The 14,378-nt window shown below is 59.2% G+C and carries 13 protein-coding genes; 5 read left to right on the forward strand and 8 right to left on the reverse strand.

Annotated features, from left to right (window positions below; translation table 11 throughout):
• Positions 1-3: 3 nt before the first annotated feature.
• Positions 4-261 carry an accessory factor UbiK family protein gene (locus tag I6L41_RS16110; protein ID WP_159142798.1) on the forward strand — a complete coding sequence of 86 codons (258 nt, stop codon included), beginning with the start codon at positions 4-6 and terminating at the stop codon, positions 259-261.
• Between the two features lie 54 nt (positions 262-315).
• On the opposite strand, the gene I6L41_RS16115 is transcribed toward I6L41_RS16110, so the two are convergent.
• From I6L41_RS16115 to trxA, 6 genes are all read right to left on the reverse strand, one after another.
• Positions 316-1,329, reverse strand: coding sequence for a sensor domain-containing diguanylate cyclase (locus tag I6L41_RS16115; protein WP_216960001.1), 1,014 nt, complete (start codon positions 1,327-1,329; stop codon positions 316-318).
• A 220-nt stretch (positions 1,330-1,549) separates the two neighbouring features.
• Positions 1,550-2,248 (reverse strand): NAD(P)H-flavin reductase, encoded by a 699-nt coding sequence (gene fre / locus I6L41_RS16120; protein WP_005339423.1) that lies wholly within the window; start codon positions 2,246-2,248, stop codon positions 1,550-1,552.
• A 146-nt stretch (positions 2,249-2,394) separates the two neighbouring features.
• Positions 2,395-3,864: a 4-hydroxy-3-polyprenylbenzoate decarboxylase gene (gene ubiD, locus I6L41_RS16125; protein WP_005339421.1), complete on the reverse strand. Its 1,470-nt coding sequence runs from the start codon at positions 3,862-3,864 to the stop codon at positions 2,395-2,397.
• Between the two features lie 33 nt (positions 3,865-3,897).
• On the reverse strand, positions 3,898-4,890 hold the full coding sequence (locus tag I6L41_RS16130; protein ID WP_216960004.1) for a hypothetical protein: 993 nt from the start codon (positions 4,888-4,890) through the stop codon (positions 3,898-3,900).
• Positions 4,891-4,998: 108 nt separating this feature from the next.
• Entirely contained in the window at positions 4,999-6,264 is a 1,266-nt protein-coding gene (gene rho, locus I6L41_RS16135; RefSeq protein ID WP_005339417.1) for a transcription termination factor Rho, read from the reverse strand.
• Positions 6,265-6,468: 204 nt separating this feature from the next.
• Positions 6,469-6,795: a thioredoxin TrxA gene (gene trxA / locus I6L41_RS16140; protein WP_005339416.1), complete on the reverse strand. Its 327-nt coding sequence runs from the start codon at positions 6,793-6,795 to the stop codon at positions 6,469-6,471.
• A gap of 113 nt (positions 6,796-6,908) precedes the next feature.
• Between trxA and rhlB the strand changes: the two genes are divergently transcribed.
• The 3 genes from rhlB to I6L41_RS16155 are packed head-to-tail and all read left to right on the forward strand — an operon-like array spanning position 6,909 to position 9,984.
• Positions 6,909-8,198, forward strand: a complete 1,290-nt coding sequence (gene rhlB / locus I6L41_RS16145) for an ATP-dependent RNA helicase RhlB (RefSeq protein ID WP_216960006.1) — start codon at positions 6,909-6,911, stop codon at positions 8,196-8,198.
• Positions 8,199-8,209: 11 nt separating this feature from the next.
• Positions 8,210-9,700, forward strand: a complete 1,491-nt coding sequence (gene gppA, locus I6L41_RS16150; protein ID WP_005355894.1) for a guanosine-5'-triphosphate,3'-diphosphate diphosphatase — start codon at positions 8,210-8,212, stop codon at positions 9,698-9,700.
• A 29-nt stretch (positions 9,701-9,729) separates the two neighbouring features.
• Positions 9,730-9,984 (forward strand): Rho-binding antiterminator, encoded by a 255-nt coding sequence (locus I6L41_RS16155; RefSeq protein ID WP_216960008.1) that lies wholly within the window; start codon positions 9,730-9,732, stop codon positions 9,982-9,984.
• A gap of 71 nt (positions 9,985-10,055) precedes the next feature.
• Here the strand turns inward: I6L41_RS16155 and I6L41_RS16160 are convergent, their stop codons facing one another.
• Positions 10,056-10,805, reverse strand: coding sequence for a class I SAM-dependent methyltransferase (locus I6L41_RS16160; protein WP_216960011.1), 750 nt, complete (start codon positions 10,803-10,805; stop codon positions 10,056-10,058).
• A gap of 76 nt (positions 10,806-10,881) precedes the next feature.
• Here I6L41_RS16160 and I6L41_RS16165 point away from each other — a divergent pair, with 76 nt between their 5' ends.
• On the forward strand, positions 10,882-11,622 hold the full coding sequence (locus tag I6L41_RS16165; protein WP_216960013.1) for an ABC transporter substrate-binding protein: 741 nt from the start codon (positions 10,882-10,884) through the stop codon (positions 11,620-11,622).
• A 6-nt stretch (positions 11,623-11,628) separates the two neighbouring features.
• On the opposite strand, the gene I6L41_RS16170 is transcribed toward I6L41_RS16165, so the two are convergent.
• Positions 11,629-14,175: a bifunctional diguanylate cyclase/phosphodiesterase gene (locus I6L41_RS16170; RefSeq protein ID WP_216960016.1), complete on the reverse strand. Its 2,547-nt coding sequence runs from the start codon at positions 14,173-14,175 to the stop codon at positions 11,629-11,631.
• Positions 14,176-14,378 lie beyond the last annotated feature (203 nt).

Consider the following 14,378-nt stretch of genomic DNA (forward strand, 5'->3'; position numbering starts at 1 on the left):
ATCATGATCGACCCGAAGAAACTGGAAGAGATCGCCAAGCAGGTGCACAACTCCCTGCCGCCCGGCATTCGCAGCATGGGTGAAGAGGCCGAGAAGAAGATGCGTCAGGTACTGCAAGCCCAGTTGGGCAAGCTGGATCTGGTCAGCCGCGAAGAGTTCGACGTGCAGACCAAGGTGCTGCTACGTACCCGTGAAAAACTGGCCGCCCTCGAAAGCAAGCTGGCTCAGCTCGAGCAGCAGCTCAGCGCCAAAGGCGAATAACAAAGACCCCAGCTCGGCTGGGGTTTTTGCTTTGTATTGAACCTGTAAAAAACATCACACCTGAAGCAGATACCAGGCCCGCTTGCCACGTGCCTTGGCCTCATACATGGCACGGTCGGCCACCTCCAATGCCTGTCGGAAGCTCAATGGCTCCTCCTCCCACAGGGCGATACCGATACTCAGCCCCACCCGTTGCGGGCAACCGGGTTTGGGCACATAGCCGTGCATCCGGCTGATCAGGGCGTCAGCCAGTTGCGCCAGGCCATGGCTCGACACATCCCGGTGCAGATGCACCACAAACTCGTCGCCGCCGTAACGGCCACATAGCGCCGAGCCAGGCATGATGAGGCGCAACCAGTCCGCCATCTGCTGCAACACCAGATCGCCGCAGGCATGGCCCAGCTGGTCGTTGATCCCCTTGAAATCATCCAGATCGATAAAGAGCAGCGCCCCCGCTCCTTGCGGCTGCAGCTGGGCGAACGCCTTGCCAAACCCCTGCCGGTTGAGCAAACCGGTCAGCGCGTCGCTGTTGGCACGTTCCGCCAGTCGCTGCTCATAAGCCTTGCGCTGGGTGATATCGATATGGGAGCCCATGATCCGCAGCGGCTTGCCATCGCCATCCCGATCGACGACCCGTCCCCTATCCCACAGCCAGGTGACCTCGCCTTGCGGGTTGATGGTGCGGTATTCGGCTTCATAGAAGGGGGTTTTCCCCTCAAGATGGGCAAAGTAGCTGCCCATGGCATGGGCGCGATCGTCGGGATGGAGCTTGGCGCTCCACTGATCGAAATGAGGGGCCATGTCACCGGCCTGAAAGTTCTGCAGATTGAAGACCCGCAGCTCGCCGGTGGGAATGGAGCCCTGCCAGAGACAGATGCCGGTGCCATCGAGGGCGGCATTGAGCTTCTCCTGCAACAGGCCGTTTTCATGCTGCAAAGCGGCGATCTCTGCCTGCAAACGGGCCATTTCACCGCCATGAGGGGACGGGATCAGCGTTGCGACCCGCTCGACAGAGCCGGTCTCTCCCCTGTCATCCTCCGCAGATGCCCTGCCCTCTTCACTCAACACTGCGCCTCCTTGTGCTTGCTCTATGGATGCTCTTGTCAATCCCCCACAAAGATGCCATCAGCTACGTTCGATTAGTAGCCATTCATAGCCAAAATATTGAAAAATAATGGGATAACGCCGCGATAATCCAACCATTCGGTACGATCAGGTACTGCGGCAGCCAAAAAAAACAAAAGCCCCCGGCAAAACCGGGGGCTGCGTCATCCAGACGGGGATCCCGTCAGATAAATTCGTAGGCATCACCAAAGATGCGCTCCGGCTCGGCGCCAAGGATCTTGAACTCCTCACGCGCGGCACCCGCCATCTCGAAACGGCCGGCGACATAGATGTCGTAGTCGTGGAGACTGACGAAGTCATCCATGATCGCCTTGTGCACCAGCCCGCTCTTGCCAGTCCAGTCAGCCTCCGGCTCCTGCACCACCGGAATAAAGGTGAGCGGCGCATAGTCACGCTCCCACTGCTGCATCTGCTCCAGTTCGTACAGCCAGTGAGCCTGACGCACACCCCAGTAGAAGAACACCGGACGCTTGCTGCCCGTGTCGATCAGGTACTCCAGAATGGAGCGGGCGTAAGAGAAACCGGTGCCGCCCGCCATCAGGATCAGCGGACGGGGGGATTCATCGCGCAGGAACGCCTTGCCAGCCGGCAATTCGACCTCGATCTCCCCCTGCTCGCGCATGCGGGCCAGCACCTGACCGGCGTAGGCGTTCTCGGGAGTAGCACCGATTTGCAGCTCCAGCACGCCCGGGCGGGTCGGCGAGTTGGCGATGGAGAAGGGGCGCTTGTCCGAATCGCTCATCACCACCAGCAGATACTGGCCCGGCTTGAAGCTGATCGCTTGCTGCGGCGTCAGGGCCACATGCCAGATGGTGTCGACATATTCGCGCAGTTCCTCTACGCGGCATTTGATACGTTGCATTCTTGTCCTTGTGGCGGGCTCGCTCGGCCCGCTTCGCTCATTGTTTCACTATGGAGTGACGACCAGCAGCCCTGGCCCCGTCAGTCGAGAATACTCAAATCAGTGCGGATCGCATCACTTTTTGCAGCAAAGCTGTCATGTTTGCCTCATCCGAGGATATTGAGCTCATCCCAGATGGCATCGACCTTCTGCTTTACCGCCTCATCCTGCACTATGGGCTGACCCCACTCCCGATTGGTCTCGCCCGGCCACTTGTTGGTAGCATCCAGCCCCATCTTGGAGCCGAGTCCGGAGACCGGCGAGGCGAAGTCCAGATAGTCGATCGGGGTGTGCTCGATCAAGGTGGTGTCCCGTGCCGGATCCATCCGGGTGGTGATGGCCCAGATCACATCCTTCCAGTCGCGGGCGTTGACGTCGTCGTCACACACCACCACGAACTTGGTGTACATGAACTGGCGCAGGAAGGACCAGACCCCCAGCATCACCCGCTTGGCGTGGCCCGGGTAGCGTTTCTTGATGGTCACCACCGCCATCCGGTAGGAGCACCCCTCCGGCGGCAGATAGAAGTCCACAATCTCGGGGAACTGCTTCTGCAGCAGCGGCACGAACACCTCGTTCAGTGCCAGACCCAGCACCGCCGGTTCATCGGGCGGACGGCCGGTGTAGGTACTGTGATAGATGGCATCGCGCCGCTTGGTGATGTGGGTGATGGTGAAGACCGGGAACTCGTCCACCTCGTTGTAGTAACCGGTATGGTCGCCATAGGGCCCTTCCGGCGCCATCTCACCCGGCTCCAGATAGCCTTCCAGCACGATCTCGGCGCTGGCGGGCACCTCCAGATCGCAGCTGATGGCCTTGATCACTTCGGTGCGGCTGCCGCGCAGCAGACCGGCAAAGGCATATTCGGAGAGAGTATCCGGCACCGGCGTCACCGCGCCGAGAATGGTCGCGGGATCGGCACCGAGTGCCACCACCACCGGGAATCGCTCACCGGGATGGGCCTCCTGCCACTCGCGAAAATCGATGGCACCGCCACGATGATCCAGCCAGCGCATGATCAGCTTGTTTTTGGCGATCTTCTGCTGGCGATAGATACCGAGGTTCTGGCGCTTCTTGTAGGGGCCACGGGTGATGGTGAGGCCCCAGGTAACCAGCGGTGCCACATCGCCGGGCCAGCAGTGCTGGATCGGGATCTGGTCGAGATCGACCGCATCGCCCTCCTGCACCACCTGTTGGCAGGGGGCGGAAGAGAGGCGCTTGGTCGGCATGTTGAGCACCTGCTTGAAGATCGGCAGCTTCTCCATCAGCTCCTTGAATCCCTTGGGCGGCTCGGGCTCCTTGAGATAGGAGAGCCAGACCCCGACCTGACGCAGGGCGCCCACATCGGGCTGGCCCATGCCCATGGCAACCCGATCAGGGGTACCGAACAGGTTGGTCAGCACCGGCATGGTGTAGCCTTTGGGATTTTCGAACAGCAGAGCCGGGCCACCCGCACGCAGGGTGCGGTCGCTGATCTCGGTCATCTCCAGATAGGGATCTATCTCGCGGGTAATGCGCTTGAGTTGTCCGTTTTGTTCCAGCTGCGCGATGAAATCACGCAAATCCTTGTATTTCATGCAAGTTCCCAACCGGGTTCAGGAGGTCACGCATTATAACCCTGGCTGCCCATCGGGTGTACCCGAATCGGGTAGCAGACTCGGTGCAATGGGTGGCATGTCACGCTGGCCGAGGCGTCTGGCCAGCGCAGAGAGCAGTTGGGGCTCATCCACCTCCATCAACAGACCGGCCACCAGCGCCCCGTATTGACGGTTGGAAAGTTCCGCCAGCAGGTATTTCTGGGCTTGCGGTGGCAAGGGCGAGAGCGCGCTCAGCTGACGCAGTGCGGCCCCCTTCAATCCCTCATTGCCACTGGCGGCAATCAGCAGATCGCTGGCAGCACTGCCGTGATGAAAGCGGCTGATGGTGGAGAGTGCGCGCAGCGCATCCTGATCTGCCGGCCGCCGCCACAGCATGCCATAGAGCGCCGGTTCGCCGGTACGCTGCAACAGATGGAACAACAGATGATTGTCGGGCAGATAGATATTCTGGCTGGCCAGCGCTTGCGCCTCCCGCATCCAGATCGGTTGCGGCAAGGTATCGAGGGCCAGCAACAGGGCTTGCTGCTGCATGGCGAGATCGGGGTTACTGCTGTAGTAGATGGACTTTAGCTGGAAGCTGCCCTGGACAAGCTGCTGTCGATAGCGGTGCATCAGTGATTGCAGCTGCCACGCCCCCAGCAACTGACGGGCCTGCGCGGCAAAATCATAGACAGGTTGCTGCACCAGAAAACCGTCGACCTGCTGCTCCATGAGCCACTCGGGGGCCTTGTCGGCCTGAGCCTCGACCCACTGTTGCAATGCAGGAGATGCAGGGGTGGTCGCGGGAATATCCCGCAGCAGTTGCAACAGCAGGAACTCCCGCCGCTCGCGACTCAGGGTCGCCAGCAGAGAGTCGATGGCTGCAAATTGCCCCTCCTGCAGACGGCCCGCAAGATAGCGTTGGTGCGTCTGCAACGTCTCGGCTGTCACCGCGACCGGAGCACTCTGCGCGCAGGCTGGCATTGCACTCAGCAACCCCAGCAATAACCAGAAAACAGGCTTCATGACGTCTCCATCCATGTGACATCGGGATCTCATACTACTAGGGCGACCGGAAAACAGATAAACAAAAACCGCGACCAGGGCCGCGGTTTCGTCATTTTCTGACCGGACTTACTTCTGCTGGCGCCGCATGGCGTCGAAGAACTCGTCGTTGGTCTTGGTCATCGCCAGCTTGTCGATGAGGAATTCGATACCGTCGATCTCGCCCATCGGGTGGACAATCTTGCGCAGGATCCACATCTTCTGCAGCTCGTCACCTGAGGTGAGCAGCTCTTCCTTACGGGTGCCTGAGCGAGTGATGTCGATGGCCGGGTAGACGCGCTTCTCGGCAATCTTGCGCGAGAGGTGCAGTTCCATGTTGCCGGTACCCTTGAACTCTTCGTAGATAACCTCGTCCATTTTGGAACCGGTATCGATCAGCGCGGTGGCGATGATGGTCAGGCTGCCGCCCTCCTCAACATTACGCGCGGCGCCGAAGAAGCGCTTGGGACGGTGCAGAGCGTTGGCGTCCACACCACCGGTCAGTACCTTGCCGGATGACGGGATAACAGTGTTGTAGGCACGGGCCAGACGAGTGATGGAGTCCAGCAGGATCACTACGTCTTTCTTGTGCTCGACCAGACGCTTGGCCTTCTCGATCACCATCTCGGCAACCTGAACGTGACGGGAAGCAGGTTCGTCAAAGGTGGAAGCGATCACTTCACCTTTCACCATCCGCTGCATCTCGGTCACTTCTTCCGGACGCTCGTCGATCAGCAGAACGATCAGTTCACAGTCCGGGTGGTTGTAGGCGATGCTCTGGGCGATGTTCTGCAGCAGCATGGTCTTACCGGCCTTGGGCGGCGCCACGATCAGGCCGCGCTGGCCTTTACCGATGGGGGATGCCAGGTCCAGTACACGGGCGGTGATATCTTCGGTAGAGCCATTACCCCGTTCCATACGCAGACGTTCGTTGGCATGCAGGGGGGTAAGGTTTTCAAACAGGATCTTGTTGCGGGAGTTTTCCGGACGGTCGTAGTTGACCTCATTGACCTTGAGCAGTGCGAAGTAGCGTTCGCCCTCTTTCGGTGGCCGGATCTTGCCGGAGATGGTATCGCCGGTACGCAGGTTGAAGCGGCGGATCTGGCTCGGGGAGACGTAGATATCGTCAGGGCCTGCCAGATAGGAGCCGTCTGCACTGCGCAGGAAGCCGAAACCATCGGTCAGGATTTCCAGCACACCGTCGCCAAAGATATCTTCACCACCCTTGGCGTGCGCCTTGAGGATTGCAAAAATAATATCTTTCTTGTGCGCCCGAGCCAGATTTTCCAACCCCATGGATTCGCCAAGCTTGACCAGCTCGGACACAGGAGTGTTCTTTAATTCAGTCAGATTCATAGTGGTGAAAGTCTGTAAGCAAGGATTGAAATGAGGAGACAGTCTGCTGGATTGATGCTGATCGGATTTGATTGCCAGGCTGTGGTTAGCAAAGAGTCAGGCAAAAAGGTTAGCAAACGAGCGATAAACTAGCACCAATCGGGATGAGCGTCTAGGTGATAAAACACAAGGAGCGCATTATTGCAATGCGCTCCTCTTTAATTATTACAGGTTGCCGTCCAGGAACTCTTTCAGCTGAGTCTTGGACAGTGCACCGACCTTGGTCGCTGCCACTTCGCCATTCTTGAACAGCAAGAGGGTCGGGATACCACGAATGCCGTACTTGGGCGGAGTATCAGAGTTATGGTCGATGTTCAGTTTGGCTACGGTCACGCGACCTTCGTACTCTTGGGCAACTTCTTCCAGGATCGGGGCAATCATCTTGCACGGACCACACCACTCGGCCCAGAAGTCGACCAGAACGGCGCCATCGGCTTTGATTACATCTGCCTCGAAGCTGGCATCGCTCAGCTGAACAATCTTGTCACTCATCTCCAACTCCAGTCAGTAATTAAGGCTTTATTGACATATCAACAAAGGCAATAGTTGCCCTATTTGAAATGATCCTGTTTATTATTGCAAGCCTAACCTGATAACCTACCGCCATGAGCAAAACACACTTAACGACCGACAAATTCGCCCAAATGGGCCTCGAACCCGAAGTTCTGGCTGGTCTGGAATCAAAGGGATTTCACTATTGCACGCCCATCCAGGCACTGTCTCTGCCACTGCTGGTAGAAGGTCATGACCTCGCCGGTCAGGCCCAGACAGGCACCGGCAAGACCATTGCCTTCCTGGCCGCGACATTCAACTATTTGCTGACTCACCCGCTGACCAAGCCCCGTCTGGTTAACCAACCCAGAGCCATCATCATGGCACCCACCCGGGAGCTGGCAGTACAGATCTATAACGATGCCGACAGCATCGCCGCCTCTACCGGCCTGAAACTCGGCCTCGCCTACGGCGGCGAAGGTTACGACAAGCAGCTGGCTGTGCTGGAGCAAGGTGTCGACATCCTGATCGGCACCACTGGCCGCATCATCGACTACTTCAAGTCCAAGGTGATCGATCTGAGCAACATTCAGGTCGTGGTACTGGACGAAGCAGATCGCATGTTCGATCTGGGCTTCATCAAGGACATCCGCTTCCTGTTCCGCCGCATGCCGCCCGCGACCGAGCGTCTGAGCATGCTGTTCTCAGCCACCCTCTCCCTGCGCGTGCAGGAGCTGGCCTACGAACACATGAACCACCCGGAACATGTGCAGGTAGAACCGGAGCAGATGACCGGCGTGCGGATCAAGGAGGAGCTGTTCTACCCCTCCAATGAAGACAAGATGTTGCTGCTGCTCTCCCTGATGGAAGAGGAGTGGCCGGAAAAAGCCATCGTCTTCGCCAACACCAAGCATGTCTGTGAAGACGTCCATGCCTGGCTGGAGAATGACGGCCACCGCGTCGGTCTGCTGACCGGTGACGTGCCGCAGAAGAAACGGATGAAGATCCTTGAGGATTTCACCAAGGGTGCGCTCGATATTCTGGTCGCCACCGACGTGGCCGCCCGTGGTCTGCACATCCCTGACGTGACCCACGTCTTCAACTATGACCTGCCCGACGACGCAGAAGACTATGTACACCGCATCGGTCGTACCGGTCGTGCTGGCAAGAGCGGTCACTCCATCAGCCTGGCCTGTGAAGACTATGCCTTCAACCTGCCGGCCATCGAGGAGTACATCCACCACACCATTCCGGTCAGCAAATATGATCGCGAAGCGCTGCTGGATGACGTCACCCCGCCGAAACGGGTGTTCCGCAACCGTCAGCCAGTGAACCGCAACATGCGGGATCGTCAAGGCGGTGGCAACAGCAACAACCGTCGTCGTCCGCCGCGCAAGAGCTAAGGACAGGCCCGTTGCACAACTCGCCTCTCTATGCCGCTATCGACCTCGGCTCCAACAGCTTTCATATGCTGGTGGTGCGCGAGGTCGCCGGAGCCCTGCGCACCGTCGCCAAGGTCAAGCGCAAGGTTCGCCTCGCAGCCGGGCTCGATCCGGAATTTCGTCTCAGCCGTGCCGCCATGGAGCGGGGCTGGGACTGTTTACGTCTCTTCTCCGAACAGTTGCAGGACATTCCGGCCGACAATATCCGGGTGGTGGGCACCGCAACCTTGCGGCTTGCCACCAACGTCGACGAGTTCCTCAGCGAAGCTGAACGGGTACTCAACCACAGCATCGAGATCATCTCGGGCGAGGAAGAGGCCAAGACCATCTATGAAGGGGTATCCTGGACCTCTGCCGGGGAAGGCAACCGGCTGGTGATCGACATCGGCGGTGCCAGTACCGAACTGGTGATCGGCGAACATAGCGAAGCAAAACTGCTCAACAGCCTGCACATGGGCTGCGTCACCTGGCTCAACAATCACTTCGGTGATGGCGAGCTCTCCGAAGCCCGTTTCGAACAGGCGATTGCTGCCGCCAAGGCGGTGCTGGAGAAGGTGGCGGAAGATTACCGCGCCCTCGGCTGGCGTACCTGCGTTGGCGCCTCCGGCACGGTGCAGGCGCTGCAAGAGATCATGCTGGCGCAAGGAAAGAGCGAACGGGTCACCCTGCCGAAACTGCAGGAGCTGATGGGTCAGGCCATCGCCTGCGGCAAGCTCGACCGGCTGCAACTGGAAGGGCTGGCGGCCGAGCGGCTGACCGTGTTCCCCTCCGGCCTCGCCATCCTGATCGCCATCTTCGAAACCCTCGATATCGAGAGCATGACCCTCGCGGGTGGCGCCCTGCGTGAAGGACTGATCTACGGTCTGCTTGGCAACAATCACGACTGTGATGCCCGGGATCGCACCGCCGACAGCCTGATCAGCCGCTATCAGCTGGATAAAGAGCACGCCGAACGGGTGCGCGATACCGCCGTCGAGGCGTTCAACCAGCTGCAACCGGCCTGGCGACTCTCCAAACGCTACGGTCGTCCGATCTTGCGTTATGCCGCCCTGCTGCACGAGATCGGCCTCTGTATCGAATACAAGAAGGCGCCGCAACACGCCGCCTACATCATCGACAACATCGACATGCCGGGCTTTACCCCTGCGCAAAAGAAGCTGTTGTCGGCCCTGCTGTTCAACCAGCGGGACGAATTCAAGCTGGAACCACTGGAGAAACAGGGTGCAGTCACCGGTCGTCAGGCGATCCGGCTGGCCCGTATCCTGCGCATCGCGCTGATCCTCTGCATGCGCCGTACCCAGGGCACAGTGCCCAGCTTCACCCTGCAGGCAGAAGAGGAGTCACTGACACTGACCCTGCCCAAGGGCTGGATGGATGAACACTACCTGCGCGCCAGCGAGCTGCGCTTTGAAGTGGAACGCCAGCAGAAGATGGGCTGGCCGACCCGCGTACAGGAAGCCTGACTCAGCAACCTGCCTGTTTTGGAGCGATCATGCCGGATTATCAACCCATCAGCTGCGATCTCTACGACTGGCTCGAAATTGCTGCCAGCTGGCAGCTGCCGGTGACCCTCACCAGCCGCGATGGTCACCAGCGGGATGACAAGATCCGCACTATCGAAGCCAGCGAAGGGGTCGAGTATCTGTTGCTGCACAGTGGCGAGCGGCTCAGTCTGGCAGAACTGGCGACCCTTCGCCTGAACTGGCAAGGGGAAGAAAAGCTGATCCGCTTCTCGCCAACCAACTGAATCCAATACGAAAAAGGAGGGCCAACATGACGTTGGCCCTCCTTTTTTGCATCTGCGACTCGCTCCGACCGTTAACTCGCCGCCAGCGCCGCCATCACATAGACATCGAAGCGGTTGCTCTTGGTTTCGATGGCCATGCTGGGCTTCTGTTCATTGAGCCAGCCGGCGTAGTCGGGGCGTTTCACCACCACCCGCTTGTTCGCCATCTTGAGGGCAGCCGGCAACAAGGCATCCGCATCGAGATCCGCCCCCACCAGCGACTGGAACACCCGCATCTCCTTTTTCACCAGCGCCGACTTCTGCTTGTGGGGGAACATGGGGTCGAGGTAGATCACCTCGGGCCGCTCCGGCAGCGCCAGCAAGTTGTCCACCGCCGGGCCTTGCAGCAGGTGCATCCGCTCGCTGACCCAGGGGCCAATCTCGGGATCCTGTGCCGCCCGCGCCAGCCCGTCCTGCAACAGAGCAGCCACCACAGGGCTGCGTTCGATCAGAGTCACCTTGCAACCGAGGGAGGCGAGCACGAAGGCGTCGCGCCCCAGACCGGCAGTGGCATCCACCACGGTCGGTGTGGCACCGGCCTTGAGCCCCACTGCCTTGGCGATGGACTGGCCGCGACCACCACCAAACTTGCGACGATGTGCCACCGCCCCTTCCACGAAGTCCACATAGACAGCACCCAGCTTGGGCTCATCCAGCTTGCGCAGTTCCAACCTTTCCGGGGTAAACACCAGGGCAAACTGGGGAAGGTCGAGCTGGGCAAGCTGGCTGGCCAGCGCGTCTGCCTGCGCGGCCATGGCGGGGTCTTCGAGGAGGATTTGCATGGTCTTTGGATGCGTTCTAAGTTCAGTGAACCGAGTGTACCACAGCCCCTTCAAGTCGCTGTAGGGAGGAAATCCCATGAACCTGTTCATTGCCCTGCTCCTCGCCGCCCAGAGCGGCACAAACCTGAAGGTCTGCGGCGTAGACTGGCCTCCCTTTTCCTATGCCGAACAGGGCAACCTGAAAGAGGGCATTTCGGTGGAGATCCATCAAGAGGTGGCGCGCCGCCTTGGCATGAACCTCACCCTGCTTGAACTGCCTTGGGGACGCTGCGAGCAGTATGTCAGCACCCAGCTGGCGGATGGCATTCTCGACAACGCCCCTCTCCCCGGTTGCTATCACTCTGACCTTGCCACCGCCTTCTATCCTCTGGCCGCCTATGTGCGTACCGACAGTCCGTTACAGAACTTCTCGTGGGAGATGGCCAAGGGGCTGAAAGTAGGAATGGTCAGAGGGTATGACTACACGGCCAAGATCAGGAACTTCACTGGCTGGGAGCCCATCAAGGTTCACTCCGACAAACAGCTGCTACTGATGCTGGAAAAGAGCCGGGTCGATATGATCATCCTGGACTACTTCTCTGCCCCCATTCTGTCGAGGGAGCAGGACGTCAGGATCCGCGCCCTCACCCCCTTTATCGATTCGACGCCGCTCTACCTCTGTTTTGGCAAAAAGAAGGCTGACCTGCTGCCTGCCTACAACAAGGCGCTGCAACAGTTGCAGGATGAGGGAGTACTGGATCGCATCTATTTGCGCTATCTCGGCGAGGATTACCGGACATTGAAAACCAAACAGGAACAGATGACATCGAAGGAGTAAGCGCCACTAGCTGATCTGCAGAAACATTCCTTTGTCATTGAGCTGCAGATATTCGGTGAGATCGTCATAGGCCAGCGGGCGGCTGAGCAGATAACCCTGGGTGAAGGCGCACCCCTTCTGGCAGAGGAAGTTGAGCTGCTCGCGGGTCTCTACCCCCTCGATCACCACCTGCATGCCGAGGTTGTGCACTATGTTGATGATGCCGTCGAGCAGCATCCTATCCTGCTCGTTGAAGGGGATATGGCGCACGAAGGAGCGGTCGATCTTGACCAGGTCTACCGGGAAGGTGCGCAGATAGTTGAGGGCCGAGTAGCCGGTACCGAAATCGTCGATGGCCAGCTTGCAGCCCGCCTCGCGCAGGGCATCGATCCGCACCCTGTGCTGATCACTGCTCTCCATCAGCAGAGATTCGGTGATTTCGATGACGATGTCGGCAGGATCGAGCCCGAAATGCTGGATCACCTTGAGCCACTCGCTCGCCTCGGGGTCAATGGTCTGGAACTCCATGGTGGAACGGTTGATCGACATCTGCAGATCCGGGAAGCCGGACTGCTGCAATCGCGCCAGATCCCGGCACGATTGCCACAATACCAGCGCACCCAACCCCTGAATCAGACCTGCCTCTTCCGCCAGCGGAATAAACTCGGCAGGGGAGACCTGCCCCCAGTGGGGGTGATACCAGCGCACCAGCGCCTCCAGCTTGGCGACCCGTCCGCTGCGATTGTCCCAGATGGGCTGATAGGCCATGGTCAGCTGCTCCAGCTTGATCGCTTCGGCCAAATCCTGCTGCATCTGGTGGCGCTGGCGCACCTCTTCCCGCATGGATGAGCAGTAGGCACCGAGCAACCGTCCCTGCCGCTTGGCCGCAAACAGCGCCTGTTCGGCGTTGCGCAGCAGCTCGTCGCTCTCGCTGCCGTCGACCGGACAGAGAGTCATGCCGATGGTCGCGGTCACATAGAGGTGCTGGTTAGCCAGCATAAAGGGGCGGGCGAAACTGCCGATCACCTGCTTGGCAAACACCTCGGCCTGACGGCGGGTGACGATGCCGGGCACCAGAAACGCGAACTCATCGCCACCGATGCGGGCCACCAGATCTTCGGTGCGCACCCGGCTCACCAGTCGATCCGACACCTCTCGCAGCAGGGCATCGCCAGCATGGTGATCCATGCTGTTATTTACCGCCTTGAAGTTGTTGAGGTCGAGCACCATGAGCGCGAAGCGCTCGCCCCGCTCGCAGAAGCGGCTGAGACAGCGACTGAACAGCCAGCGGTTGGGCAGGCTGGTGAGGTTGTCATAGTTGGCCTGGGCTGCGATCTTCTGCTCGGCCAGCTTGGTTTGAGAAAGATCGCTGAAAATGGCGATGTACTGGCTGATCCTGCCTCCTTCACGCAGGGTGCTAATCATCAGCTGCTGTGGATAGAGCTTGCCATTCTTGCGCTTGTTCCACACCTCACCACGCCATACCCCCACCCGCTCCAGCGCGTGGTACATATCGGCATAGAAGGTCTGATCGTGCAGCCCCGACTTGAGCAGGCTGGGGCGCTGGCCCCGCACCTCGTCGCTGCTATAACCGGTGATCTGCTCGAAGGCCGGGTTGACCGAGATGATGCGGCTATCGGCATCGCATACCAGAATCGCCTCGGAGAGATTGTCATAGACACGGTGAGAGAGTTTGAGCTGCTCCGCATGGCGCTTGAGAGGATCGATATTCTCCAGCAAAACCATCAGGTAGTCAGGTTGCTGCTGCTCGTCACGGATCAGGGTGACGGTTACCCGGCCCCACAGGATCTGACCCCCCTTGCAGAAGTAGCGCTTCTCCCGGGTAAAACTGCTGCGCTCACCACGGCGGATCTCTTCGTAGCAGACGAGGCTGCCCTGCCAATCCTCAGGATGGTTGATGTCGGAGATGGATCGCTGTAGCAACTCGTCGAGGGGATAGCCCAGCATCTGCTCGATGGCCGGGTTGGCCCAGAGGATACGGCCAGCCAGATCCAGTTTGCCGATCCCCACCGGAGCCTGGAACAGCATGCTCTGCAATGCATGGGACGGTTCAGGCATAGGGGGGGGCAGCTGTCGTTGCAACATCAGCGCCAGCTCACGACCCGCCAACGGAGCCAGCAACCGAAGCAGCCCCATCACCTTGGTCATATTGGCCTGCGGCTGACGATAGAGCAGGCAGCAGATACCTATGGTCTCGCCATCCGCATCCTTGAGGGCGATCCCGGCGTAGGCCTGGGCTTGCCACGCATCGGCAAGCGGCATCGCGGGGAACAGCTGCAACAGACGATCGCTGAACCATGCTTCCCCCTCCTGCCAGGTAATGGCATCGGGAGAGTCAGTGATTGGCAGTGTCAGGGTATCGGGGTCAAGAGAGGAGGGGTAGGCAGCCTGAACCGTCAGGTGGGTAGCATTTGATTCCCTGCTGGCGATCAGGACGACATCAGCCATCACAGCAGCGGCGATTTCACTCACAAAGGTATCGAAATATCCCTGGCCGCTCGAATGAGCCAGACTTGAGATGATTTGATAGACGGAATCGAGTGCTCGCCTCATGGCAAGTGGCTTTCTCTCCTTGAAGGTTAGAACACGACTCTACTGAAGAGCCGTGGGCAGTGCAAATATGCAATCAGCAAGATATTAAAAAGCCTTGAAAAAAGGGACCAAAAGGTCCCTTTTTGTCGCAGAAATCACGACTCGATCCCACTATGCCGCAAAACAGTGTACCTGCTTGAAACTCACACAGACGGCGGGTCAGG

Source organism: Aeromonas sp. FDAARGOS 1411, assembly GCF_019047125.1.
In the GTDB taxonomy this organism is placed as follows: domain Bacteria; phylum Pseudomonadota; class Gammaproteobacteria; order Enterobacterales; family Aeromonadaceae; genus Aeromonas; species Aeromonas veronii.

What these genes read in the sequence shown, in the direction of transcription:
- I6L41_RS16110 (WP_159142798.1), top strand. Translation starts at nt 4, where the DNA reads ATGATCGACCCGAAGAAACTGGAAGAGATCGCCAAGCAGGTGCACAAC.
- fre (WP_005339423.1), bottom strand. Translation starts at nt 2,248, where the DNA reads ATGCAACGTATCAAATGCCGCGTAGAGGAACTGCGCGAATATGTCGAC.
- ubiD (WP_005339421.1), bottom strand. Translation starts at nt 3,864, where the DNA reads ATGAAATACAAGGATTTGCGTGATTTCATCGCGCAGCTGGAACAAAAC.
- I6L41_RS16130 (WP_216960004.1), bottom strand. Translation starts at nt 4,890, where the DNA reads ATGAAGCCTGTTTTCTGGTTATTGCTGGGGTTGCTGAGTGCAATGCCA.
- rho (WP_005339417.1), bottom strand. Translation starts at nt 6,264, where the DNA reads ATGAATCTGACTGAATTAAAGAACACTCCTGTGTCCGAGCTGGTCAAG.
- trxA (WP_005339416.1), bottom strand. Translation starts at nt 6,795, where the DNA reads ATGAGTGACAAGATTGTTCAGCTGAGCGATGCCAGCTTCGAGGCAGAT.
- rhlB (WP_216960006.1), top strand. Translation starts at nt 6,909, where the DNA reads ATGAGCAAAACACACTTAACGACCGACAAATTCGCCCAAATGGGCCTC.
- I6L41_RS16155 (WP_216960008.1), top strand. Translation starts at nt 9,730, where the DNA reads ATGCCGGATTATCAACCCATCAGCTGCGATCTCTACGACTGGCTCGAA.
- I6L41_RS16160 (WP_216960011.1), bottom strand. Translation starts at nt 10,805, where the DNA reads ATGCAAATCCTCCTCGAAGACCCCGCCATGGCCGCGCAGGCAGACGCG.
- I6L41_RS16165 (WP_216960013.1), top strand. Translation starts at nt 10,882, where the DNA reads ATGAACCTGTTCATTGCCCTGCTCCTCGCCGCCCAGAGCGGCACAAAC.
- I6L41_RS16170 (WP_216960016.1), bottom strand. Translation starts at nt 14,175, where the DNA reads ATGAGGCGAGCACTCGATTCCGTCTATCAAATCATCTCAAGTCTGGCT.